This is a genomic window from Pseudomonas sp. KH_046_1, assembly GCF_057839025.1.
Genome location: NZ_CM174481.1, coordinates 2,945,214 through 2,967,158 on the forward strand (window position 1 = coordinate 2,945,214; position 21,945 = coordinate 2,967,158).

19 protein-coding genes are annotated in these 21,945 nt (G+C 61.0%); 9 read left to right on the forward strand and 10 right to left on the reverse strand.

What is annotated here, in order from left to right; genetic code table 11:
* Positions 1 to 4: 4 nt before the first annotated feature.
* From AC3IT9_RS13620 to AC3IT9_RS13640, 5 genes are all read right to left on the reverse strand, one after another.
* Positions 5 to 1,018: an iron ABC transporter substrate-binding protein gene (locus AC3IT9_RS13620; protein ID WP_489273373.1), complete on the reverse strand. Its 1,014-nt coding sequence runs from the start codon at positions 1,016 to 1,018 to the stop codon at positions 5 to 7.
* Between the two features lie 373 nt (positions 1,019 to 1,391).
* Positions 1,392 to 1,949 carry a PqiC family protein gene (locus AC3IT9_RS13625; protein ID WP_150756065.1) on the reverse strand — a complete coding sequence of 186 codons (558 nt, stop codon included), beginning with the start codon at positions 1,947 to 1,949 and terminating at the stop codon, positions 1,392 to 1,394.
* A gap of 17 nt (positions 1,950 to 1,966) precedes the next feature.
* Positions 1,967 to 3,643, reverse strand: coding sequence for a PqiB family protein (locus AC3IT9_RS13630; RefSeq protein WP_150756066.1), 1,677 nt, complete (start codon positions 3,641 to 3,643; stop codon positions 1,967 to 1,969).
* A complete protein-coding gene (locus AC3IT9_RS13635) occupies positions 3,624 to 4,280 on the reverse strand; it encodes a paraquat-inducible protein A (protein WP_489273374.1) in 657 nt (218 codons plus the stop codon). The genes AC3IT9_RS13630 and AC3IT9_RS13635 overlap by 20 nt, the downstream gene beginning before the upstream one ends.
* Positions 4,277 to 4,873, reverse strand: a complete 597-nt coding sequence (locus tag AC3IT9_RS13640) for a paraquat-inducible protein A (RefSeq protein ID WP_150756068.1) — start codon at positions 4,871 to 4,873, stop codon at positions 4,277 to 4,279. Before AC3IT9_RS13640 ends, AC3IT9_RS13635 begins: the two co-directional genes overlap by 4 nt.
* 157 nt (positions 4,874 to 5,030) lie before the next feature.
* Between AC3IT9_RS13640 and AC3IT9_RS13645 the strand changes: the two genes are divergently transcribed.
* Positions 5,031 to 5,243 carry a hypothetical protein gene (locus AC3IT9_RS13645; protein WP_489273375.1) on the forward strand — a complete coding sequence of 71 codons (213 nt, stop codon included), beginning with the start codon at positions 5,031 to 5,033 and terminating at the stop codon, positions 5,241 to 5,243.
* A gap of 92 nt (positions 5,244 to 5,335) precedes the next feature.
* Here AC3IT9_RS13645 and AC3IT9_RS13650 read toward each other — a convergent pair whose 3' ends face one another.
* From AC3IT9_RS13650 to AC3IT9_RS13660, 3 genes are all read right to left on the reverse strand, one after another.
* Positions 5,336 to 6,637, reverse strand: coding sequence for an NAD(P)/FAD-dependent oxidoreductase (locus AC3IT9_RS13650; protein WP_150723981.1), 1,302 nt, complete (start codon positions 6,635 to 6,637; stop codon positions 5,336 to 5,338).
* Entirely contained in the window at positions 6,634 to 7,722 is a 1,089-nt protein-coding gene (locus AC3IT9_RS13655) for a polyamine ABC transporter substrate-binding protein (protein ID WP_423502920.1), read from the reverse strand. The genes AC3IT9_RS13650 and AC3IT9_RS13655 overlap by 4 nt, the downstream gene beginning before the upstream one ends.
* A 149-nt stretch (positions 7,723 to 7,871) precedes the next feature.
* Positions 7,872 to 9,230 carry a glutamine synthetase family protein gene (locus tag AC3IT9_RS13660; RefSeq protein WP_090455086.1) on the reverse strand — a complete coding sequence of 453 codons (1,359 nt, stop codon included), beginning with the start codon at positions 9,228 to 9,230 and terminating at the stop codon, positions 7,872 to 7,874.
* A 162-nt stretch (positions 9,231 to 9,392) separates the two neighbouring features.
* On the opposite strand from AC3IT9_RS13660, the gene AC3IT9_RS13665 reads away from it, so the two are divergent.
* Positions 9,393 to 10,325 carry a helix-turn-helix domain-containing protein gene (locus AC3IT9_RS13665; RefSeq protein WP_150723979.1) on the forward strand — a complete coding sequence of 311 codons (933 nt, stop codon included), beginning with the start codon at positions 9,393 to 9,395 and terminating at the stop codon, positions 10,323 to 10,325.
* Here AC3IT9_RS13665 and AC3IT9_RS13670 read toward each other — a convergent pair.
* Positions 10,322 to 10,909 (reverse strand): cupin domain-containing protein, encoded by a 588-nt coding sequence (locus AC3IT9_RS13670; protein WP_353742924.1) that lies wholly within the window; start codon positions 10,907 to 10,909, stop codon positions 10,322 to 10,324. The two genes, AC3IT9_RS13665 and AC3IT9_RS13670, sit on opposite strands and share 4 nt — an antisense overlap.
* 176 nt (positions 10,910 to 11,085) lie before the next feature.
* Entirely contained in the window at positions 11,086 to 13,047 is a 1,962-nt protein-coding gene (locus AC3IT9_RS13675) for an oxidoreductase (protein ID WP_150723977.1), read from the reverse strand.
* 313 nt (positions 13,048 to 13,360) lie between these two features.
* Here AC3IT9_RS13675 and AC3IT9_RS13680 point away from each other — a divergent pair, with 313 nt between their 5' ends.
* From AC3IT9_RS13680 to AC3IT9_RS13710, 7 genes are all read left to right on the forward strand, one after another.
* Positions 13,361 to 14,410 carry an ABC transporter substrate-binding protein gene (locus AC3IT9_RS13680; RefSeq protein ID WP_150723976.1) on the forward strand — a complete coding sequence of 350 codons (1,050 nt, stop codon included), beginning with the start codon at positions 13,361 to 13,363 and terminating at the stop codon, positions 14,408 to 14,410.
* A 75-nt stretch (positions 14,411 to 14,485) separates the two neighbouring features.
* A complete protein-coding gene (locus tag AC3IT9_RS13685) occupies positions 14,486 to 15,274 on the forward strand; it encodes a class II aldolase/adducin family protein (protein WP_489273376.1) in 789 nt (262 codons plus the stop codon).
* Between the two features lie 246 nt (positions 15,275 to 15,520).
* Positions 15,521 to 16,168 carry a TetR family transcriptional regulator C-terminal domain-containing protein gene (locus AC3IT9_RS13690; RefSeq protein WP_110659255.1) on the forward strand — a complete coding sequence of 216 codons (648 nt, stop codon included), beginning with the start codon at positions 15,521 to 15,523 and terminating at the stop codon, positions 16,166 to 16,168.
* 92 nt (positions 16,169 to 16,260) lie between these two features.
* Positions 16,261 to 16,977 carry a response regulator gene (locus AC3IT9_RS13695; RefSeq protein WP_353742928.1) on the forward strand — a complete coding sequence of 239 codons (717 nt, stop codon included), beginning with the start codon at positions 16,261 to 16,263 and terminating at the stop codon, positions 16,975 to 16,977.
* 5 nt (positions 16,978 to 16,982) lie between these two features.
* Positions 16,983 to 17,756, forward strand: a complete 774-nt coding sequence (locus AC3IT9_RS13700; RefSeq protein WP_150723972.1) for a substrate-binding periplasmic protein — start codon at positions 16,983 to 16,985, stop codon at positions 17,754 to 17,756.
* Complete coding sequence (locus AC3IT9_RS13705) at positions 17,753 to 20,008, forward strand: ATP-binding protein (RefSeq protein WP_489273377.1); 2,256 nt, start codon at positions 17,753 to 17,755, stop codon at positions 20,006 to 20,008. The genes AC3IT9_RS13700 and AC3IT9_RS13705 overlap by 4 nt, the downstream gene beginning before the upstream one ends.
* Positions 20,009 to 20,216: 208 nt before the next feature.
* Positions 20,217 to 21,629, forward strand: coding sequence for an amino acid permease (locus AC3IT9_RS13710; protein WP_150723970.1), 1,413 nt, complete (start codon positions 20,217 to 20,219; stop codon positions 21,627 to 21,629).
* The last annotated feature ends 316 nt before the right edge of the window (positions 21,630 to 21,945 follow it).

Here is a 21,945-nt window from a genome sequence, read left to right on the forward strand (position 1 = left end):
CAATTTAGAGCAGTCCGGCCTGTGTCATCAGCTCCACGGCTTTTTTACTGTCGAGTTTCGAAGCATCGACAGTCGGCGCATCGAGTTGATTCAGAGGCACCAGTTTAGGGTTGGATGCAGCGCCTTTGCCCACGGCGTATTCAAACGACTTGCCGTTCTTCAGGACAGCCTGGCCATCCTTGCCGGTAATGTATTTGAGGAACGCCTGGGCCTGTTCCTGGTGTTTGCTGGAAGCGAGGACGCCGCCGCCGGAGATGCTGACAAAAGCGCCCGGGTCTTTGTGCTTGAAATAGTGCAGGGCGGTGTTCTTGCTGTTTTCGCCCGTCTTGGACTGATCCACCAGGCTGTAATAGTGGTAGATCACGCCGCTGTCGATCTGTCCGGCATTCACCGCCTTGAGGACCGAACTGTTGCCGCGGTAGTTGGCGTAGTTGGTTTTCATCGCCCTGAGCCAATCCAGCGTGGCGGCTTCACCCTTTTGTTCGAGCATTGCTGCGACGATGGCCTGGAAGTCAGCACCACCGGGCGATGCACCCCAGCGACCCTTCCAGCTCGGCGAAGACAGGTCCATGATCGATTTCGGCAGGTCGGCTTCCGGCAGTTTGCTCGGGTTGTAGACGAACACCGTGGAGCGTGCGGCGATCCCTACCCATTTGCCATGGGCCGGACGGTAGGCGGAGTCAACCTGCTCCAGCGTGGTTTTATCGACAGGCGCAAACAGCCCGGCGTTGTCGACCAGGACCATGGCCGGGGAGTTTTCGGTCAGGAATACGTCCGCCGGCGAAGCCGCGCCTTCCTGCACGATCTGGTTGCCCATCTCGGTGTCATCACCGTTGCGCAGGGTGACGGGAATACCGGTTTCCTGGGTAAATCCCTCGACCCAGGCCTTGGTCAGGCTTGCGTGTTGCGCGTTGTACACCACGATGCCGACGGAGTCAGCGGCATAGACCTGGCCAGCGCTCAGCAAAGCGGTGGCCAGCAGGGCTTTTTTCAAGAACGAAGGGATTTTTGGAATCATTCTGCGGGCTGCTCCTGGTGCATTTTTTGAAAGTCATGCGCATTCAAACGCCAGTTAACCAATGCGAATCATTTGCATGTTTTTGAAGTGCGGGAAATGTAGAGATCCAAATGAGAAAATAACGTCAAAAAAACCGTTAATACATGTAATTTTCATTCAGATTAGCAGCACTGTATCCACTGTGGTTCGACTCGTCGATCAAACGATACCGTCGATCAGAATATCGTGCTGCCCCCGGCCGCCTTTTGTCGTGCGCCTCGGCGCACTTGACGGTGCCAGTTGCTGCTGGCCGCCTGTCGCGGGGAATGACAGCAGGAAACAGTCGGGACGGATTAACGGCGAACTTGTCGCCGTTAATCCGGGGGGAAGGCGTTCAGGGCGAAGGGCAACTCGCCTGTGGCCTGGCGGCAGCCTGGCTGATCAGCGCGGCCAGGCGTTTGACGTTGTTTTGCTGGGCAAGCACCAGGTCATCGACGCTCGCGCCCGAAGGCGTTTGCAAGGCGCTGCGGCAAATCACCCGTGCCGTGTCGCCGGTGCTGGCACTGCGCAGGCGCCATTCCACGTCCATCAAGGCGTACTGGCCGGGGACCGAGTCAAAACGCTGCACATCGACCCGCACCGAATGTCGGCCTTGTACAGGACTGTTGCTCAGTTGGTCGGCCAGCGCACTGCGCAATTCGTCCACGAGGGTCGAGCCCCACCATTGGGTTTCCAGGATCGCCAGGCCGCTGTTGCCCTCGCGAATGACGATCTGCGCTCGATCGACCTGGGGCGGCACGCTGATCGTCTCGATCTGGATCACCCCAACGGTGGTCCTTGAATGATCGCCCTGCTGCGCCGGGGTCAGGGTGTGGAATTGAATCGGGTCACTGCGGCAGGCGGCGAGCAGCAACATCGCAGTGACCAATGTGAACTTCAGCGGAAAAGCCATGGGTGTTGCTCCTGTGTTCAATTGCGCGGTGGCCCTTGCAGATCCATGGGTGCGGCATTGTTCGGACGGCCGCGAAGCAGCGATTCCGGATGCCGTCCCAGGTAATCCGAAAGATCACGCAAGGATCTCGACGTGCGTCCCAGTTCATCCAGGGTCTGCCCCAGTTTTTCCCGTTGTGGCGAGTCATCGGCCAAGGTCGAACTGGCGGATTGCAGGGTCGTATTGGCCGTTTCCAGCGTCTTGCTGACGTCCGACAAGGTGGTTTGCACACCAGGCAAGATCTTGCCGTTGAATTGCATCATGCCTTTGCGCAGTTCAACGAGATTGCCATCGAGATTGCCGGCGATACGCTCGATCGGCAGTTTGTTGATCTTGTCGACCATGGATTCGAGTTTTTCCTGCAATTGCTCAAGGCTGCCGGGAAGGGTCGGAATCATGACCGGGCGCGCGTTTGCATCGAAGGCGACTTTGTCGGCCTTGGGGTAGAAATCCAGGGCAATGTACAACTGGCCGGTCAGGAAGTTGCCGGTGCGGGCCTGGGCACGCAGGCCGTTTTCGATGAAGGTGCCGATCAGCCGCACGCCAGCGGCTTCGTCATTGGGATCATGCTTGAGCGCCTTGAGCATTTTGATGTGGGCCTGGCCCAGGCGCTGCGGGTAGATCACGATACCGACGTTGATTGGAAAGGAACGCTTTGTCTCGTCGTAATCCAGATTGACCGCCACCACCTTGCCGATTTCCACGCCGAGGAATTCCACCGGGGCATCGACCTTGAGCCCGCGCAGTGCCTGGTCGAAGCGCATGGCCAGGTACTGCGGCTTGCCGTTAGGCGGGGCGAGGGCGGTTTGTTGGTCTTCGAACAGTTCGTAGGCGTACTCTGCGGCAGCAGGTTTATCGCCGGGGCTGTAGTCGGGCGCGCGAAAGGCAATGCCGCCCACCAGCAAGGAAGACAACGATTCGGTCTTGACCGCAAAACCATTGGCGCCGACGTTCACATCAATGCCGCTGGCGTTCCAGAAACGGGTGTTTTCGGTAACGTACTTGTCATGGGGTGCATGGATGAACAGTTCTATGTTCACGCCCTTGCCATCCGGGTCCAGCGCGTAGGCCACCACCTGACCCACCGGGATCTTGCGGTAGTAGACCGGAGAGCCGATATCCAGTGACCCGAGGTCCTGGGTGAACAGGGTGAAACGCTTGCCCGGCTCGCCGTAGGTGATGGGTGGCGGGTTTTCCAGCCCCTTGAAGTTTTTTGCCCGGCCGTTGGCCTGGCCGATATCGGCACCGATGTAATCGCCCGACAGCAGCGTATCGATGCCGGACACACCGCCCGCGCCAATGCGCGGCCGCACGACCCAGAACTGCGAATCTTCTCGGGTAAAGCTTTCGGCTTGCTTTTCCAGTTTGATGGTGGCGTTGACACTCTTCTGGTCACCGCTGAGCTCCACATCGGAGACATGACCAATCACGACATTGCGGTATTTGACCTCGGTTTTATTCGCGGTCAGGCCGTCCCCGGTCTTGAACGTGACAACGATGGTCGGTCCTTGTTGCAAAATGCTGTGAACCACCAGCGAAATACCCACCAGCACCGCGACGATCGGGACGATCCAGACCAGCGAAACGCTGAAACGGCGGGTCTTGATCGGCGCGAGCCCGGGGGCTTGCGGCCCGTCAGTGGCTTGTGACTTCATCCGTGACCTCCTCATTGTGTGGGTTTTCCCGTTCTTTATCCCAAATCAAGCGTGGATCGAAACTCATTGCCGACAGCATGGTAAATACCACCACCAGACCAAAAAACAGAATGCCCGGGCGCGGTTCGATATCGGCCAGGGCCTGGAACTTGACCAGCGAGGCCACCAGGGCGACCACGATCACATCGAGCATCGACCAGTAACCGATGACCTCGACGAAGCGGTACAGCGTCGAGCGCTCTTTACGTGCCCACTCGCTGTCGCGCTGCACGGTGACCAGCAGCAATGTGATGGCGACGAACTTGATGCCCGGCACCGCGATACTGGCAATGAAAATGATCAGGGCGATGTCCCAGGCTCCGGCCTCCCAGAACTCCAGCACGCCGCTCATGATCGTGCTGTCGGCGCCATTGCCGACCATTTGGGTGTTCATCACCGGTAGCAAGTTGGCGGGGATGTAGAACACCAGGGCCGCGATCATGAAGGCCCAGGTGCGTGTCAGCGAATTGTTTTTGCGCCGGTGCAGCGGTGCACCGCAACGCTCGCATTCGTGGGGCTCGAAGGTCATGTCGCAGGCGAGCCCGCAGGTGTGGCACAGGCACAGGTTGAGCTCGTCGGCGTAAGGAGGCGTGCTCATACAATGTCCCATAGTTCGCGAATATCGCGCCCGGCGATGCGGATCATCATCAGGCTCAACGCAGCCAAGGCAAACAAGCCGATGCCGGGCAACACATCGAGCAGTCCGGCGAGCTTGATCACCGCGACCATGGCACCCAGCAGACAGACTTCGAGCATGCTCCAGGGCCTCAGGGTTTCCAGCCAGCGCATGCAGAATTTGAATCCGGGCGAGCGTTGCCGGGCGAGGGCGAAGCCCAGCACCCAGATCAGCAGCAACAGCTGGAAAATCGGCGCGATGATCATGGCGATTGCCGCCACCATGGCGATGAACGTGATAGGCCCCAGGCTCAGGGCCAGCACCGAGTCCCAGAGCGTTGCGCTGTTCTTCACGCCTTTGAGGTTGATGCTCATCACCGGATAGAAATTGGCGAATATCCAGAGCATCAACGCGGTGAAGGTCAACGCAAGACGCTGTTCCACCGTGAGGCCGTTATAGCGCTGAAGCACGCCGCCACAGCGCGTACACAGGGTTTTTTGATGTTTGGCGAGCGTTACTTTTTGGTAAACGCTGTCGCAGTGCTCGCAGATGATCAGCTGATCAGTAGTCGCCATGGGTCAAGCTCAACAGAAGGCAGGAAAGTCAGAGCACCCCCTCAATATAGAGGTGACTTGCAATTGAGCAAATCGAAAGTCGCAACGTGAACACTATCCGCCGCAGGGGGGATGAATCGAGCGACGTAAAGAGTGGTTCTACTTCACCGAAAACGAGTTGTCGCCGAGTAACATCACCGAGCGTACCTGGACAATGGTGCCGATCAGTCAGGCGATCAACAAACTGATGCAGACCTACATCAAATACCCGCCACGCAAGATGCAAAGCATGACCTACGACAGGCCGATCGAGTTGTCCAAGTACCAGAAATTCCAGTCGGTACGGGAAGAAATGCAGAAGGAGGGCATTAACATCCAGATGCCTCAATGAATGTGCGCGGCGATCTCTAGAGGTCGCCGCAGCCCCACCTGACCTGCCGGGACGCCTGAAGCGAGGGACAACTCGCATCAGGCGCCCGGTGGTCAACCCAGCACTTCCCGCATCCGATACCAGAACATGCCAAGGGCCAGCAAGGGTGAACGCAGAGCGCGTCCGCCGGGGAAGGTCATGTGCGGCACGGCGCTGAACACGTCGAAGCCTTTGCTGTGGCCGGCATGGATCGCTTCGCCCAACAACTTCGCGCACCAGTGGGTCACGTTCAGGCCATGGCCGGAGTAACCCTGGGCGTAGAACACGTTCGGGTGCTGGCTCAGGCGCCCAACCTGGGGGAAGCGGTTGGCCGAGATGCCGATCTTGCCGCCCCACTGATAATCGATGCGCACATCGGCCAGTTGCGGGAACACCTTGAGCATCTGCGGGCGCATGTAGGCGCTGATGTCCGAAGGATCGCGCCCGGAGTAATGGCAGGCACCGCCGAACAGCAAACGCCGGCCAGCCGAGAGCCGGTAGTAGTCCAGGCCGACCTTCTGGTCGCACAGCGCGAGGTTGTGCGGGATCAGTTTTGCAGCGGCGTCTTCCGACAACGGCTCGGTGGCGATGATGTAGCTGCCTGCCGGGAGTACTTTGCCGCTGAGCTTCGGTTCCAACTCTTCGAGGTGCGCGTTGCAGGCCAGCACCAAGGTGTCCGCGCGCACCGTGCCACCGGCGCAACGGACCTGCACCGTGCTGCCATGGATCAACTCCAGCACCGGGCTCTGCTCGAAAATTTGCACCCCAAGGGACTCGGCAACTTGCGCTTCGCCAAGGACCAGGTTCAGCGGATGCAAATGCCCCGAGCCCATGTCCACCAGGCCGCCGGCGTACACACCGGAGTTCACCACCTGTTCACGGATCTGCTGCGGCGCGACCAGTCGGGTTTCAAAGGCATAACCGGACTCGATCAGTTCCACCTGCTCGGCCTTGAGCGCTTTGAACTGGGCAGGGGTATTGGCCAGTTCGCAGAAGCCCCAGCTCAGGTCGCAATCGATGCCGTGCTCGCGGATGCGCTTGGCCACGACTTGCACCGACTCGGTCCCGGCGTGTTCCAGGTATTGCACGCCATCGGCGCCGATGTGCTTGGCGAAACCGCTGACGTCATGGCCGATACCACGAATCAACTGGCCACCGTTGCGCCCGCTGGCGCCCCAGCCGACTCTCCGGGCCTCCAACAGGACCACCGAGAGCCCGCGCTGGGCCAGTTCGATGGCGGTGTTGATGCCGGTGAAACCCGCGCCGACCACGCAGACATCGGCCGTAAGGTCCGAGGCCAGCGCGGGACGCTGCTTCATGCCTTTGGCAGACGCTGCGTAATAGGAGTGGGTGTGTTCCTTGGTGTACTGATTCATTTGTTGGACTTCACTTTGCTCCACGAGCGGGTCATCAGGCGCATGATCGACTGCGACGGCGTGGTGGAGATGTAGAGTTTGTCGAGGACTTCCTGGGACGGATAAACCTCGGGGTTGCTGACCAGCTCAGGGTCCATGTACTGCTTGGCGGCCGGGTTCGGGTTGGCGTAGCCGACCGACTCGCTGACCTTGGCAATCACTTGCGGGTCCAGCAGGTAGTTGATGAAGGTGTGAGCTTCTTTTGGGTTGCTGGCGTCGGCGGGGATGGCCAGCAGGTCGAACCACAGGTTGGCGCCTTCCTTGGGAATGGCGTAGGCAATGTTCACGCCGTTCTTGGCTTCCTTGGCACGGTTGGCTGCCTGGAACACGTCACCCGAGTAACCGAACGCCACGCAGATGTCGCCGTTGGCCAGGTCCGAGACGTACTTGGAGGAGTGGAAGTAGGTGATGTAAGGGCGGATCTGCAGCAGCTTGGCTTCGGCCTTTTTGTAGTCCTCGACACTTTCGCTGCGCGGGTCCATGCCCATGTAGTTGAGCATCGCCGGGAACACTTCGTCCGCCGAGTCCATCATCGACACGCCGCAGGCGCTGAGCTTCTTGATGTTTTCCGGTTCGAACAGCACGGCCCAGGAATCGATCTTGTCGATGCCTAGCACTTGCTTGACCTTGTCGACGTTATAGCCGATGCCGTTGGTGCCCCACAGGTACGGCACCGAGTGCGAGTTGCCCGGATCGTTCTTCTCCAGCAGCGCCAGCAATTTCGGGTCGAGGTTCTTGAAATTCGGCAGTTGCTCGCGATCGAGCTTAAGGAACGCGCCGGCCTTTACCTGGCGGGCGAGGAAGTGGTTGGACGGCACCACCACGTCATACCCGGTACGACCGGCAAGCAGTTTGCCTTCCAGGGTTTCGTTGGAATCGAATACGTCGTAGATCACCTTGATCCCGGTCTTGGCCTGGAAGTCGGCGAGGGTGGTTTCGCCGATGTAGTCGGTCCAGTTGTAGACGCTGACCTGGGGTTGGGCCTGGGCAACGGCGCTGAACAGAACCGCCAGCGCGGCCGGGACCACGGATTTCAAAAGACGCATGTCGATACCTTCTTGGAATTATTGGGTTATACCGAAGTTTCTTTGGTGTTCTGGCGGCCGTCTTCGCGAGCAGGCTCGCTCCCACATTTGGAATGCGTTCCCCTGTGGGAGCGAGCCTGCTCGCGAAGGTCTTAAGGAAAGCGCAGATCTCAGACGCTAAGCATCAGGAACTCGCGCTCCCACGAACTGATCACCCGCTTGAAGTTCTCGTGCTCGGCGCGTTTGACCGCGACATAGCCCCGCACGAACTTGCTGCCCAGGTAGCGGCTGATGGTGTCGCACTCTTCCATCTGGGTCAGGGCGTCCTCGATGGTGATCGGCAGGCGCAGGTTGCGACGCTCATAGGCGCGGCCCTGCACCGCAGCGCTCGGCTCGATGCGCTCGACCATGCCCAGGTAACCACACAGCAGGCTGGCGGCGATGGCCAGGTACGGGTTGGCATCGGCACCCGGCAGACGGTTCTCGACGCGCATGGCGTCAGGGCTGGAGGTTGGCACGCGCAGGCCGACGGTGCGGTTTTCTTCGCCCCATTCGACGTTCACCGGTGCCGAGGTGTCCGGCAGGAAGCGGCGGAACGAGTTCACGTTCGGTGCGAACATCGGCAGCACTTTCGGGATGTACTTCTGCAGGCCGCCAATGTGATGCAGGAACAGCTCGCTCATGTTGCCATCGGCATCGGCGAAGATCGGTTGGCCGGTGGCAATGTCCACCACGCTCTGGTGAAGGTGCATGGCGCTGCCCGGCTCGTCGCCGACCGGCTTGGCCATGAAGGTGGCGGCCACGTTGTGCTTGAGCGCCGCTTCACGCATGGTGCGCTTGAACACGGTGATCTGGTCCGCCAGGTCCAGGGCGTTGCCATGACGGAAGTTGATTTCCATCTGCGCCGGGCCGTCTTCGTGGATCAGCGTGTCGAGGTCCAGACCTTGCAGTTCGCACCAATCGTAGACGTCTTCGAACAGCGGGTCGAATTCGTTGGCCGCGTCGATGGAGAACGATTGACGACCGCTTTCGGCACGGCCCGAACGGCCCATCGGCGCCTTGAGCGGCAGGTCCGGGTCTTCGCAGCGCTGGGTCAGGTAGAACTCCATTTCCGGCGCGACGATCGGCCGCCAGCCTTTGTCGGTGTACAACTGCAGGACTTTCTTCAGCACGTTGCGCGGCGACAGTTCGATCGGGTTGCCGAACTTGTCGAAGGTGTCGTGGATCACGATGGCGGTCGGCTCGATGGCCCATGGCACCACGTAGACGGCGTCGGCGTCCGGCTTGCAGACCATGTCGATATCGGCCGGGTCGAGCAGGTCGTAGTAGATGTCGTCGTCGACAAAGTCCCCGGTTACCGTTTGCAGAAGGACACTTTCCGGCAGGCGCATGCCTCGCTCATGCAGGAACTTGTTGGTCGGTGCAATTTTGCCGCGCGCAATGCCGGTCAGATCGCTGACGACGCACTCGACTTCGGTAATCTTGTGATCTTTCAGCCAAGTGAACAGCTGATCGAAAGGGACATTCATAAAGACCTCGTTATTGGTTTTATTAACGCCAGGAGAGACCGGTTTCATCCGCCGGACACTTCCCCTGTAGCGCGTTGACGACTATCTTGTGCGAGCCTTGCGGTTCCATCTATCCACTTTAAGCAGCACAAAGCGCACCAAAAGAGTGCGTAAGGTCGCCCCATGACAGGTTCCACTTCCCTTCAGGTCCAAGCGTTCAACACCGCCGATGTCGCCGAGCAAATCCGTGCCACGCCGGGCTGGGTGCAGCAATACCAGCAGATGTCGCCGGGGCATTTCGCAGGCCTGGTGCGTTATCTGGACCTGCAGGGCGTGGAGATTTACGAAGAGTCGATGAACACCCGGGTCGAGCAGAATTTCAGCGCGCCCCAGGGTTCGTTGTCGTTCTGTTTCGATCGCGGCGACAACGCGCTGTACCTGTTGAATGGCGAGAGCCGCAACATCTGGATCACTCCGGAGAACTACCAGGAAATCGCCGTGGTGTTCGGGCCGGAGTTTGTAAAGCGCCACAGTCTCGACATCGCCAGGCTTGAAGGGCTGTTCATGGCACCGCTCAACTCCCAGCAGAACGCGCTGTTCTGCCGTTGGCTCAGCGGGACCTTGACGCGGCTGTCGCAGACCTTCGATCCACCGAGCCGCGAAGCGCTGACCCAGCAACTGCTGGAGGACTGCCTGTTCATCCTCGACAACGCCTGTGTCGGCCTCGACCAAGGGGCCTTGCAGCGTCGGGCCGGGGAGCGGGCGATTATGAAGCGGGTAGGGGAATGGGCCGCGGACACCCCGGAAGAACACCTCAACCTGCTGGAGTTGTCCCAGGTTGCCGGGGTTTCATTGCGCCAGTTGCAGCATGCGTTCAAGACCTACACCGGCATGGCGCCGACCCAATGGCTGCGCCTGCGCCGACTCAACAGCGCCCGCCGCGAACTGCTCAGCCGCACGCCGACGCAAACCACCGTGGCCGAGGTGGCGATGCATTGGTCGTTCTGGCATCTGGGGCGGTTTTCCAGCAGCTACCGCGCGTTGTTCAACGAGCTGCCGAGCGACACCCTCAAGCGTGCGAGTACCACTCAGGCAAGCGGTCGCAGCCGACGTTAGAACGTCGGTGGCGTAATTACCCAGATCACCACTGCATCGACATCGCCGGGGTTGCCATAGCGGTGCGGTTCCTGGCTGGAAAAGCTGAAGCTGTCGCCTTCATTGAGCTGGAAATGGCGCTCGCCGACCCACAACTCGAAACTCCCCGAGAGCAAGTAGCCGGCCTCTTCACCGTCGTGGCTGTAGCTTTGCTGGCTGTAGGTGCCGGGCGGGAAACGCGAGTGGAGCATTTCCAGTTGGCGGTTGGCTTGCGGGGTCAGTAACTGGTCGACGATGCCGTCTTCGTAATGCACGTTCAGGCGGCTGTTCTTGCGCACCACGACGCCATCGTCTTCGGGCGCGGTGACCGCTTCACTGGCGAAGAACCATTGGATGGTGACGCCGAGACTGCGGGCAATGTTGAACAGTGCCGGAATCGACGGGTAGGCGAGGTTGCGTTCCAGCTGGCTGATGTAGCCGGCGGTGAGTTCGCTCTGTTGTGCCAGTTCCGCCAGGGTCATGCCCCGGCGCTTGCGCAGGCCGCGAATGCGCGTGCCGAGAAAATGCGGTTCGGCGGCGGGCTGGGACTTGCTATTGTTGCTCATGGAAAATTCCGAACCGGGAAGGGGCCACATCCCCCTGTAGGAGCGAGCCTGCTCGCGATGGTCGTTAACGATAACGCTGGAAGCCTGACACCCAGCGGTGTTCTCGGGTTCATCGCGAGCAGGCTCGCTCCTACAGGGGCGGTGTTAGCCGTTAAAGCCCCGGAGTATAAACAGCCTTAAAGCTCCCACGCGACTTTCAGTCCTTCATAAATCGCTTCTTCGGCGGTACGCGGCGCCAGGCAGTCGCCGATGCGGCGAAACTCCACCAGCCCTTGCAACTCAGCGCCCAGGGTATCCACCGGTTGATGCCCTTGGCACAGCACCAGCGTATCGATGTTCTCCATCAGCATCGGTTCGCCACTGGCGGTGTGTTGCAGGTACACCGTGTTGTCATCGCAGCCATACAGCCGCGCGTAGGGCGTGATCGGCACGCCCAGCTTATGCAGCTCGCCGGCCAGTTGATCGCGCACGTACAGCGGCAGGTTTTCCCCGCAATGGGTGCCGTTGACCGCCAGTTGCACCTGGTGCCCGGCTCGAACCAGACGTTCGGCGATGCCGGGGCCGATCCAGTCGCAACGCCAGTCGACCACCACCACCGAACGGCCGATCCGTACTTCATCGCGCAGCACTTGCCAGGCGTCCACCACCTGCAATTCACCGCCGCGCTCGAAGGGCGGCCAGTACGGCTCGGCGCCGGTGGCGACAATCACCACGTGCGGTTTTTCCTGCTCCACCAGTGCCCGGTCGACTCGGGTATTGCGTACCACGCGCACGCCGGCCAGTTCCATTTCCCGTTGCAGGTTGGTGCTGGCACCGCCGAATTCGCTGCGCCGTGGCAGCAACTGCGCGAGCAACACCTGGCCGCCCAGTTGCGAGCTGGCTTCGTACAACGTCACCTCATGGCCGCGTTGGGCCGCGACGGTGGCGGCTTTCATCCCGGCCGGACCACCGCCGGCAATCATGATGCGTTTGCGCCGTGGCGCTTGTCGGCGTTCGCCGAAGATCAGTTCGCGCCCGGTTTCCGGGTGCTGAATGCAGGAAATCGGCAAGCCCTTGTGGAAGTGGCCGATGCACGCCTGATTGCAGGCAATGCACGCCCGCACGTCTTCGACGCGGCCGGTGTCGGTCTTGTTGGGCATTTGCGGATCGCAGATCAGCGCCCGGGTCATGCCGCACACATCGGCCTGGCCGCGAGCCAGAATCAGCTCGGCTTCCTGGGGCTGGTTGATGCGCCCGGTGACGAACAGCGGAATGTTCAAACCGGCCTTGAACGTCCCGGCTTCTTTAGCCAGGTACGCCGCTTCGATCGCCATCGGCGGCACGATGTGCACCGCGCCGCCGAGCGACGCCGAAGTGCCGGCGACGATGTGCACGTAATCGAGCTGCGCTTGCAGTGACTGCACGGCGGCCAGGGATTCGTCCTCGGTCAGGCCTTCCGGGTCGCGCTCGTCGGCGGAGATGCGCAGGCCGACGATGAACTGCTCGTCGGTCGCCTCGCGCACAGCGGCTATGACCTCGCGCAGAAAACGCAAACGCTGTTCCAGCTCACCGTTGTAACCATCGGTACGCCGGTTGACCCGCGGATTGATGAACTGCGCCGGCAGGTAACCGTGGCTGGCCACGACCTCGACGCCATCGATGCCTGCCTGGTGCAGGCGGCGGGCGGCAGCAGCGTAACCGGCGACGATCTCGTCGATCATCGCCTGGTCCAGCGCGCGGGGCATCACCCGGAAGCGTTCGTTGGGCACCGACGAGGCGGAGTAGGCCACCGCCAGCAGGCCATCGCTGGACTCCATGATCTCCCGCCCCGGATGGAACACCTGGGACAACACCACAGTGCCGTGCGCATGGCAGGTTTGCGCCAGTTTGCGGTAGCCCTCGATGCACGCATCGTCGGTGGCCATCAGCACGTGGGAGGTGTAGCGCGCACTGTCATGCACGCCGGCCACTTGCAGCACGATCAACCCGGCACCGCCTTCGGCACGCGCCCGGTGATAGGCGATCAATTGTTCATTGACCAGGTTGTCGGTGGGCATCGAGGTGTCGTGCCCGCTGGACATGATGCGGTTCTTCAGGCGCTTGCCACGGATCTCCAGGGGTTCGAACAGGTGCGCGAAAGCGGGTGCAGAGGTCGTCATGGTACCGGTACTCCAGGCAGGCTGACCTGTGTAGGAGCGAGCCTGCTCGCGATGGTCGTCAACGATAACGCTGGGTATCTGACACCCCGCGGCGTTCTCAGGTCCATCGCGAGCAGGCTCGCTCCTACAGAGGCATCAGGTTTCGTTGTAATTATTGCGCTATAGAAATTTACCTTCAGTAAAAAATCAACTTGTTTTTTTACTGCGCCTTGCAGTAGTTTCGTCTCGAGCCCGCTGCTGGGCCGAACCTCACAACAATAAAAAAGGGCTGCGCGGGCCTTGGGTCCCGTGGCACCTGCAAGAGGAACCACTGATGAAATCGCACACGCTCAAGCACGGTTTTTATCCCTTGGTGTTGTCCGTGGCCATGGGCCTGGGCAGCGCTCAGGCAGCATCGGACATGGTGGTGGTCGGATACGGCGGAGCCGGACAAAAAGCCCAGGACGTGGCGTTCTTTCAACCCTTCGCCGCCGTGGATCAAAGCAAGGTGATCCAGAGCGAATACAACGGCGAGATGGCGAAAATCAAAGTGATGGTCGACACCGGCAATGTCGACTGGGACGTGGTGCAGATCGAAGGCCCGGACCTGATGCGCGGCTGCGAGGAAGGCATGTACGAGCGTCTGGACTGGACACGTCTGGGCCACGCCGAGCAGTTGATCCCCGAGGCGGCGCAGGAGTGCGGTTCCGCCGCGCTGGTGTGGAGCGTGGCGATTGCCTACGACACCGACAAACTGGCTCAGGCCCCGACCTCGTGGGCAGACTTCTGGGACGTGAAGAAAACCCCCGGCAAGCGTGGGCTGCGCAAACGCGCGGTGTACAACCTGGAGTTCGCCTTGCTGGCCGACGGGGTCAAGACCGAAGACGTCTACAAGGTGCTCGGCACCCCGCAGGGTGTGGAACGGGCATTCGCCAAACTGACTGAACTCAAGCCTTACATCCAGTGGTGGGAGGCTGGCGCACAACCGCCGCAATGGCTGACCGCCGGCGATGTGGTGATGACCTCGACCTACAGCGGACGCATCGCCGACGCCGCACAGAAAGGCAGCCACCTCGCTCTGGTCTGGCCCGGCAGCCTGTACGGTATGGACTACTGGGCGATCATCAAAGGCTCCCGGCATGTGGATCAGGCCAAGCGCTTTATCGCCTTCGCCAACCAGCCGGACGCCCAGGTCAACTACGTGCAGCAGATTCCCTACGGCCCGACCAACACCCAGGCCGCCGCACGGCTGGACGACAAACTGGCGCAATGGGTGCCAACAGCGCCGCAGAACCTCAAGGGCGCACTGTCGATGAACGTCGGTTTCTGGGTCGATCATGGCGAAGAACTCGAAGAGCGCTTCAACGCCTGGGCCAGCAAATAAACACGGACGGCTGGACGTGTCCAAGCGTCCAGCCTTACTGTCTGCCCCAGCCGATCAGCCTGGAGAACCACAAGAATGAACAACATCGCCACCCACCTGGCCCCTGAACGCAGCGCTACCGAGCAGCGCCTGCGTGAGGAGCTGGCGGCCTGTTACCGCTTGATTGCGCACTTTCGCATGACCGATCTGATCTTCACCCACATCTCGGTGCGCATTCCGGGGCCGGAGCATCACTTTCTGATCAACCCTTACGGGCTGATGTTCGATGAAATCACCGCGTCGAATCTGGTGAAGATCGACCTCGATGGTCACGCCGTGGAGCCGTCGCCGTACCCGGTGAATCCGGCCGGCTTCGTGATCCACAGCGCCATCCACGGCGCCCGTGAAGATGCGCAATGCGTGCTGCACACCCATACCAAATCCGGGTGCGCGGTGGCGGCATTGAAGTGCGGATTGTTGCCGGTGAACCAGATTTCCATGGAGTTCTATGGCCGCGTTGCCTACCACGACTATGAAGGCGTGGCGCTGGACCTGAGCGAGCAACAACGGCTGGTGGCGGACTTGGGCGACAAGTCGGTACTGATGCTGCGCAACCATGGTTTGCTGACGGTGGGCGAGACGGTGAGCCAAGCGTTCCTGCGCATGTACTACCTGGAAAAGGCCTGTGAGATTCAGTTGGCCGCCCAAGCCGCCGGTGAAGTTGTACTGCCGTCGCACGAGGTCTGTGCGCATACCGAACGGCAGTTCAATGATCCGGGGCGACCGTTGGAGGAGGGTGAGCTTGCTGACCCAGATGCCATGCAGCTGGCCTGGGCGGCGTTGTTGAGAATGCTGGATCGAGTGGCGCCGGGGTATCGGGACTGATCCGGGTTCTGTGTTGTTTGAGCTGGCCCCTTCGCGAGCAGGCTCGCTCCCACAGGTTTAACGGGTGTACGCAAAATCTGCGAACAACCGAAATCTACTGTGGGAGCGAGCCTGCTCGCGATGGGCGCACCACGGTCTACCAGACTGGCAACTGACTGGAGAAGAGGCCCGCTCTTGCTGTACAGTCGTTCAGCCCGCCGCTTACCCGCACAGGCCTAAACGATTGAACCAAGGAGCGTGTCGCCGATGAATCAGGAAGCCCGTTTTTCCCGCATGGAACCGGAGTTGCGCAAAGCCAACCTGATTGAGGCGACGCTGGTGTGCCTCAAGCGTCATGGCTTCCAGGGCGCGTCGATCCGCAAGATATCCGCCGAGGCCGGGGTCTCGGTGGGGCTGATCAGCCATCACTATTCCGGCAAGGATGAACTGGTGGCCGAGGCCTACATGGCGATTACCGGGCGGGTCATGACCTTGCTGCGCGACGCCATGGAGCAAGCCGCGCCGAATGCCCGGGAACGCTTGTCGGCGTTTTTCCGCGGTTCGTTTTCCGCCGAGCTGCTCGATCCGCAACTGATCGATGCGTGGCTGGCGTTCTGGGGCGCGGTGAAAACCGCCGAGGCCATCAACCAGGCCCACGATCATTCCTATGGCGAGTATCGCGGCATCCTGCGCAAGGTGCTGGCGGAACTGGCCCGGGAGGAGGGTTGGGAAAACTTCGACGCCGACCTCGCCGCCATCAGCCTCAGCGCCTTGCTCGACGGCTTGTGGCTGGAGTCCGGGCTGAACCCCGGTACCTTCACCCCGGAGCAAGGCATCCAGATTTGCGAGGCCTGGGTCGATGGTTTACAGGCCGGCGGACGCCAGCGTTTTTGCGTGCAGACGAGCGACTGTTGATCAGTCGTTCAGTACTGGATACTCTCTGGCGCCGATGCAGGAAAACACTCTAATAAGAAACTGGCCTTCGGGCCTGAGCCGGACACCAAGCGATGACTCCTCGGGTATTGATCGTCGATGACGATCCGCTGATTCGCGATCTGCTGCACGCCTACCTGTCCCAGGAAGGCTACGAAGTCCATTGCGCCGCCACGGCGGAACTGGCGGAAACCTTCCTCGCCAGCCAGACCGTCGACCTGGTGATGCTCGACATCCGCCTGCCGGGCAAGGACGGCCTGACCCTGACCCGCGAGCTGCGGGTGCGTTCGGAAGTCGGGATCATCCTGATCACCGGGCGCAACGATGAAATCGACCGCATCGTCGGCCTCGAATGCGGCGCCGATGACTACGTGATCAAACCCCTCAATCCAAGGGAACTGGTGTCCCGGGCGAAAAACCTGATTCGCCGGGTCCGTCATGCGCAAACCCCAGCGCCGGCCGTCGTGGCGGCCAAGCCGGTCAAGCAGTTCGCCGACTGGGCGTTGGACACCGACCGCCGTCGCCTGATCGACCCGTCCGGCAGCGAAACCCTGCTGACCCACGGCGAATACCAGTTGCTCAGCGTGTTCCTGCGCAACAGCGGCCACACCCTCAGCCGCGACCAGTTGATGGACCAGATCCGCAACCGCGAATGGGTGCCCAACGACCGCTCCATCGACGTGCTGGTCGGGCGCCTGCGCCGCAAGTTGCACGACGATCCGGCCGAACCCCAGTTGATCATCACCATTCACGGCGCCGGTTACCTGTTCACCGCCAGCGTGGCGGCCTGAAGCTGATGGCGCGATGGTTTTGCTTGCTGGCGCTGCTGGTGGCCGGCCATGCCGTCGCGGCGGACAAGGTTCGCTATTGCGATTACCCGGTGTACCCGCCGATCTCCTGGAGTGATGGCAAGCAGGTGCGCGGCCTGGCACCGAACGTGGTGAAAAACCTGTTCGGCCAGTTGGGTTACGAGGTCGAGATCGTGGTGCTGGGCAACTGGAAACGCTGCCTGCTGGACGCCGCCGAAGGCCGGGTCGATGTGGTGCTGGCCTACAGCACCGCGCAACGGGAGCAAAGCATGCTGTTCTCGACAGTACCGGTATTGCGTGAAGAAGTGGCGTTGTTCATCAACCGCCAGCACCCGGTGAAATTCGAACAACTGGACGACCTGGCCCATTACCGTGGCGGCCTGTTGTTTGGCGAGAGCTACGGTGTGGAGTTCGATCGTATGGTCGCGCGCAACAACAATATCGAATGGGTTTCCGACAGCCACCAGAACTTCGGCAAGCTGATTCGCGGGCGCATCGATTTCATCACCCAGGAGCGACGCACCGGCCAGCTGTACGTGGAAAACCTGCCCGGTGGCCAGGACATCATTGCCTTGCCCAAGGCATTGAACGTGGACTATCTGCGGGTTGCCGTGTCGCGGCGCTCGCCCTTGGCCGCTCGCATGCCCGAGATCAATGCGCAGTTGCAACGCATGGTCGATGCCGGTGACATCGAGCGCTGGCTCAACGAGAGCGAAGTGACCTACCGCGACATGATCAACCTGCCGGCGGATGCGCAATGATTCGCGCCCGTCCCGGTGGACTGTTGCGGCGCCTGTTGCTGTTCATTCTGTTGTTCAGCCTGTGCTTCACCGTGCTGGCCAGCAGCGTGCAGCTGTACATCGAGTATCGACGGGAAATGCGCGACATCGATTCGCGTATGGAGCTGATCCGCGCCGGCTACCTGGCCAGCCTGGAACGCAGTCTCTGGGACTTGAACCAGGAGCAGTTGAACGTGCAGTTGCGCGGGCTGGTGGACTTCTCCGACGTCGCCCGGGTGCACTTGACCAGCGCCGATTTCGACCTGGTTCAGGGCAACCCGGACCCCACGGGACCGCTGCGTATCGAGCGCTTTGTCCTGGACTATCAGCCGCCGTCCGGCCCTTTGCGCAACCTTGGCGAGCTGGAGGTCAGTACGGATCTGGGGGCGGTGTACCAGCGTCTCTACGCCACCGGTTTGACCAGTCTGTTGTGGATGGCGGTGTTCCTCTGCGGTCTGGCCGTGGCGTTGTCGGGCTTGTTTTATCGACTGGTGACCCGGCACCTGAAAGTCATGGCCGAGTTTGCCAGGCGCATCGCCGCCGGTGAGTGGCACGAGCCCCTGCACCTGGACAAGCGTCGTGGCAGCGACGAAATCGACACCGTGGCCCATGCGCTGGACGATATGCGCCGGGCGATCCTGCGGGACATCGAGCGCCGGGAAACCGATCGCCTGGCCTTGCAGGACAACCGTGACGAGCTGCTGAAAATGGTCGAGCGCCGCACCGCCAGCCTGATGCGCGCCAAAGACGAGGCGGAAGCGGCCAACCTTGCCAAGTCGCGGTTCCTGGCGACCATGAGCCACGAACTGCGCACGCCCCTCAATGGCATTCTCGGCATGGCCGAGCTGCTGCGCGGCGCGCGTCTGGATGCCCAGGACGGCAAACGCCTGGATGCCTTGCACAAGGCCGGCGAAGGCTTGCTGACGATCCTCAATGAGGTGCTGTATTTCGCCAAGCTGGAGGAGGGCGTCAGCCATCCCGAACCGGTGGATTTCTCGCTGCGCCAGTTGCTCGACGAGGTACTCACGCTGTTGGAACCGAGAGCGCTGAACAACGACACGATCCTCAGTTTCCGCATCGATCAACGGATTGCCGAGTATCACCACGGTGCCGAGCAGTTCCTGCGTCAAGTGCTGAGCAACCTGCTGGCCAACGCGATCAAGTTCACCGAAGGCGGCGAAGTCAGCGTCGAGGTAGCGCTGCTCAGCGAAACCGGTGAACAGGCGGGGCAGCGGCTGAGGGTCAGTGTCACGGACGACGGCATCGGCATTGCCCCGGCGATGCAGGCGAAGATTTTCGAGCGCTTCACCCAGGCCAGCGAAGAAGTCGCGCAACGTTTTGGTGGCACCGGGTTGGGGTTGGCGATCTGCAAACATCTGGTGGAGCAGATGGGCGGCTGCATCGGCGTGGACAGTGAAGAGGGGCGCGGCAGTTGCTTCTGGTTCGAACTGTCCCTGCAACCGGCCAGCGGCGTGGCTGAGGTTGCGCCGGTGCGGGCGGCGGGGCCGGCACTGAACATCCTGGTGGTCGAAGACGTGGCGCTCAATCGCGAAGTGGTCAAGGGCTTGCTGCAACGGGACGGCCACCGGGTGTGGCTCGCCGAAGAAGCGGATCAGGCACTGGAACACTGCGCGGCGCGGGTGTTCGATCTGATGCTGCTGGACGTGCACCTGCCGGGCATCAGCGGTGTCGAGCTATGCCGGCAGATCCGCAACGGTGACGGGCCGAACCGCCATACGCGCATTTTCGCCTTGACCGCCAGCGTGCAACCGGCACTGGTGCGCGGTTATCTGGAGGCCGGCATGGACGGTGTCCTGGCCAAGCCGCTGAAGCTGGAAAACCTGCGCCAGGTGCTGCAAGGGCATGCACCTGTGGCCGAGTCGCTGCCGAGCGATGAGGCAATGGACTGGCCGCTGTTGCAGACCCATCGCAGCCTGCTCGGTGCGCAAAAGGTCCAGGGGCTGCTGGCGGTATTGCGTGACTCGATCGTTCAACACCGCGATGCGCTGAATGAAGCCATGGCCGCCGACGACTGCACAGAGGTCGCGCAACTGGCTCACCGCCTGGCCGGTAGCTGCGATTCCCTGGGTTTTCGGGCCTTGGCCAGCACCTTGAGGGCGCTGGAGACCTTGGCGCTGGCAAACGATGAATCGGCGATCCAGCGCATGAGCCCCGCGCTCGATGAGCAATTGCAGCACTCGCTCGATACCCTCAAAGGCCTGTTGCAGAGCTGACGTACAAGTTTGTTACGACTTTGTACAACTTCGATCCTTACGGTCAACGCGAACTTACATGGCTTTCCAATAATCGACGCAACCGCCGCAGCGCGGTCTTCGAAGCTTATTGGAGATAATAATAATGAATTGCCGTAAAGCTGATCCCTCCCTGCGCCGTGACGAGCTGTCGCGCGCTGCAAACCTCACTGACTGCTGAGGTGCCGACATGAACGAAAATACTGATCATAAAGGCATCCAGCTGACCCGCGCCCTCAAGAGCCGGCACATCTTCATGCTGTCGTTGGGCGGCGTCATCGGCACCGGGTTGTTCATGGGCTCCGGCGTGACCATCAATCAGGGCGGCCCGGTGGGGGCGATCCTGGCTTACCTGGTCGCGGGTTTCCTGATGTACCTGGTGATGGTCTGCCTGGGTGAACTGTCGGTGCAGATGCCGGTGTCCGGTTCGTTCCAGACCCACGCCACCAAATACATCGGCCCGGCCACCGGGTTCATGATCGGCTGGGTGTACTGGATGAGCTGGGCCACCACCGTGGGCCTGGAGTTCACCGCCGCCGGCATGCTGATGACCCGCTGGTTCCCGGAGGTGCCGATCTGGTACTGGTCGGCGCTGTTCGTGGTGGTGCTGTTCGGTATCAATGCCATGGCGACCCGCGCCTTTGGTGAAGCCGAATACTGGTTCTCGGGGATCAAGGTCGCGGCGATTCTCGGTTTCATCGTGGTCGGCGTGCTGGTGATCTTCGGCGTGATGCCCCTGAGCAGCGGCGCACCGGCACCGATGGCGAGCAACCTGATCGGCGATTCGTTGTTCCCCAACGGCCTGTCGGCGGTGTTCGCGGTGATGATGACCGTGGTCTACGCGTTCCAGGGTTGCGAGATCATGGGCGTGGCCGCCGGTGAAACCGATCAGCCGGAAAAAAGCATTCCCCGGGCAGTACGCAACGTGGTGTTCCGCGTGCTGATCTTCTACGTGCTGGCGATCATCGTGCTGTCGGCCATCGTGCCGTGGCAGCAGGCGGGCCTGATGGAAAGCCCGTTCGTGCAGGTGTTCGACATGGTCGGCATTCCTTATGCGGCCGACCTGATGAACTTCGTGATCCTCACCGCGATCCTGTCGGTGGGCAACTCCGGCCTGTATGCCTCGACGCGCATCCTGTGGGCGATGTCGAAAACCGGCATGGCGCCGAAAAGCCTGTCGCATCTGAGCAAACGCGGTGTGCCATTGCGCGCCTTGAGCATCACCCTGTGCTTCGCACTGGTGTCGCTGATGACCAGCTTCGTCGCCGCCGACACCTTGTTCATGGTGCTGATGGCGGTGAGCGGCATGTCCGGCACCGTGACCTGGATTGTCATCGCGCTGGCGCAGTACAAGTTCCGCAAGGCGTATCTGCGTGATGGCGGCAAACTCAGCGACCTGAAATACCGCGCACCTTGGTTCCCGGTATTGCCGCTGATGTGCATCACGCTGTGCTGCTCGCTGTTCGTGTTCCTGGCCCTGGATGAAACCCAGCGTCCGTCGCTGTACTGGGGCTTCGGATTCATTGCGCTGTGCTATGGCGCGTACTTCCTGATCCATCGCAAGCGCCAGGGCGTGTTGGCGCCGAGCTTGCCGACTGTGTAATTCCTTCAATCCAGCACATTCCCTGTGGGAGCGAGCTTGCTCGCGATGGCGGCATCAGGTTCAACATCACTGTTGACTGGTCTACCGCTATCGCGAGCAAGCTCGCTCCCACAGGGGTTTGCGGTGTTCGGTAAATTTGCGACCGGCCTCCTGTCACCAGTTGTTCGAAGTTGTAACAGCGCTAACGGCTTACGCTCGCCCATCTATAAATAATTCAATAAAACCAATGTGTTACATGATTATTGAGCTTGTTACAGCCCATTCCTCCGCCGATTGCCGCCTTACTGAACACTCGTTTAGTATGGCCTCAAGTCGC

Bases quoted from the DNA above. Each gene is read 5' to 3' on its own strand.
- AC3IT9_RS13655 (WP_423502920.1), bottom strand. From the start codon at position 7,722: ATGCGTCTTTTGAAATCCGTGGTCCCGGCCGCGCTGGCGGTTCTGTTC.
- AC3IT9_RS13650 (WP_150723981.1), bottom strand. From the start codon at position 6,637: ATGAATCAGTACACCAAGGAACACACCCACTCCTATTACGCAGCGTCT.
- AC3IT9_RS13630 (WP_150756066.1), bottom strand. From the start codon at position 3,643: ATGAAGTCACAAGCCACTGACGGGCCGCAAGCCCCCGGGCTCGCGCCG.
- AC3IT9_RS13640 (WP_150756068.1), bottom strand. From the start codon at position 4,873: ATGGCGACTACTGATCAGCTGATCATCTGCGAGCACTGCGACAGCGTT.
- AC3IT9_RS13705 (WP_489273377.1), top strand. From the start codon at position 17,753: ATGATTCGCGCCCGTCCCGGTGGACTGTTGCGGCGCCTGTTGCTGTTC.
- AC3IT9_RS13625 (WP_150756065.1), bottom strand. From the start codon at position 1,949: ATGGCTTTTCCGCTGAAGTTCACATTGGTCACTGCGATGTTGCTGCTC.
- AC3IT9_RS13635 (WP_489273374.1), bottom strand. From the start codon at position 4,280: ATGAGCACGCCTCCTTACGCCGACGAGCTCAACCTGTGCCTGTGCCAC.
- AC3IT9_RS13675 (WP_150723977.1), bottom strand. From the start codon at position 13,047: ATGACGACCTCTGCACCCGCTTTCGCGCACCTGTTCGAACCCCTGGAG.
- AC3IT9_RS13680 (WP_150723976.1), top strand. From the start codon at position 13,361: ATGAAATCGCACACGCTCAAGCACGGTTTTTATCCCTTGGTGTTGTCC.
- AC3IT9_RS13620 (WP_489273373.1), bottom strand. From the start codon at position 1,018: ATGATTCCAAAAATCCCTTCGTTCTTGAAAAAAGCCCTGCTGGCCACC.
- AC3IT9_RS13670 (WP_353742924.1), bottom strand. From the start codon at position 10,909: ATGAGCAACAATAGCAAGTCCCAGCCCGCCGCCGAACCGCATTTTCTC.
- AC3IT9_RS13695 (WP_353742928.1), top strand. From the start codon at position 16,261: ATGACTCCTCGGGTATTGATCGTCGATGACGATCCGCTGATTCGCGAT.
- AC3IT9_RS13690 (WP_110659255.1), top strand. From the start codon at position 15,521: ATGAATCAGGAAGCCCGTTTTTCCCGCATGGAACCGGAGTTGCGCAAA.
- AC3IT9_RS13660 (WP_090455086.1), bottom strand. From the start codon at position 9,230: ATGAATGTCCCTTTCGATCAGCTGTTCACTTGGCTGAAAGATCACAAG.
- AC3IT9_RS13710 (WP_150723970.1), top strand. From the start codon at position 20,217: ATGAACGAAAATACTGATCATAAAGGCATCCAGCTGACCCGCGCCCTC.
- AC3IT9_RS13665 (WP_150723979.1), top strand. From the start codon at position 9,393: ATGACAGGTTCCACTTCCCTTCAGGTCCAAGCGTTCAACACCGCCGAT.
- AC3IT9_RS13685 (WP_489273376.1), top strand. From the start codon at position 14,486: ATGAACAACATCGCCACCCACCTGGCCCCTGAACGCAGCGCTACCGAG.
- AC3IT9_RS13700 (WP_150723972.1), top strand. From the start codon at position 16,983: ATGGCGCGATGGTTTTGCTTGCTGGCGCTGCTGGTGGCCGGCCATGCC.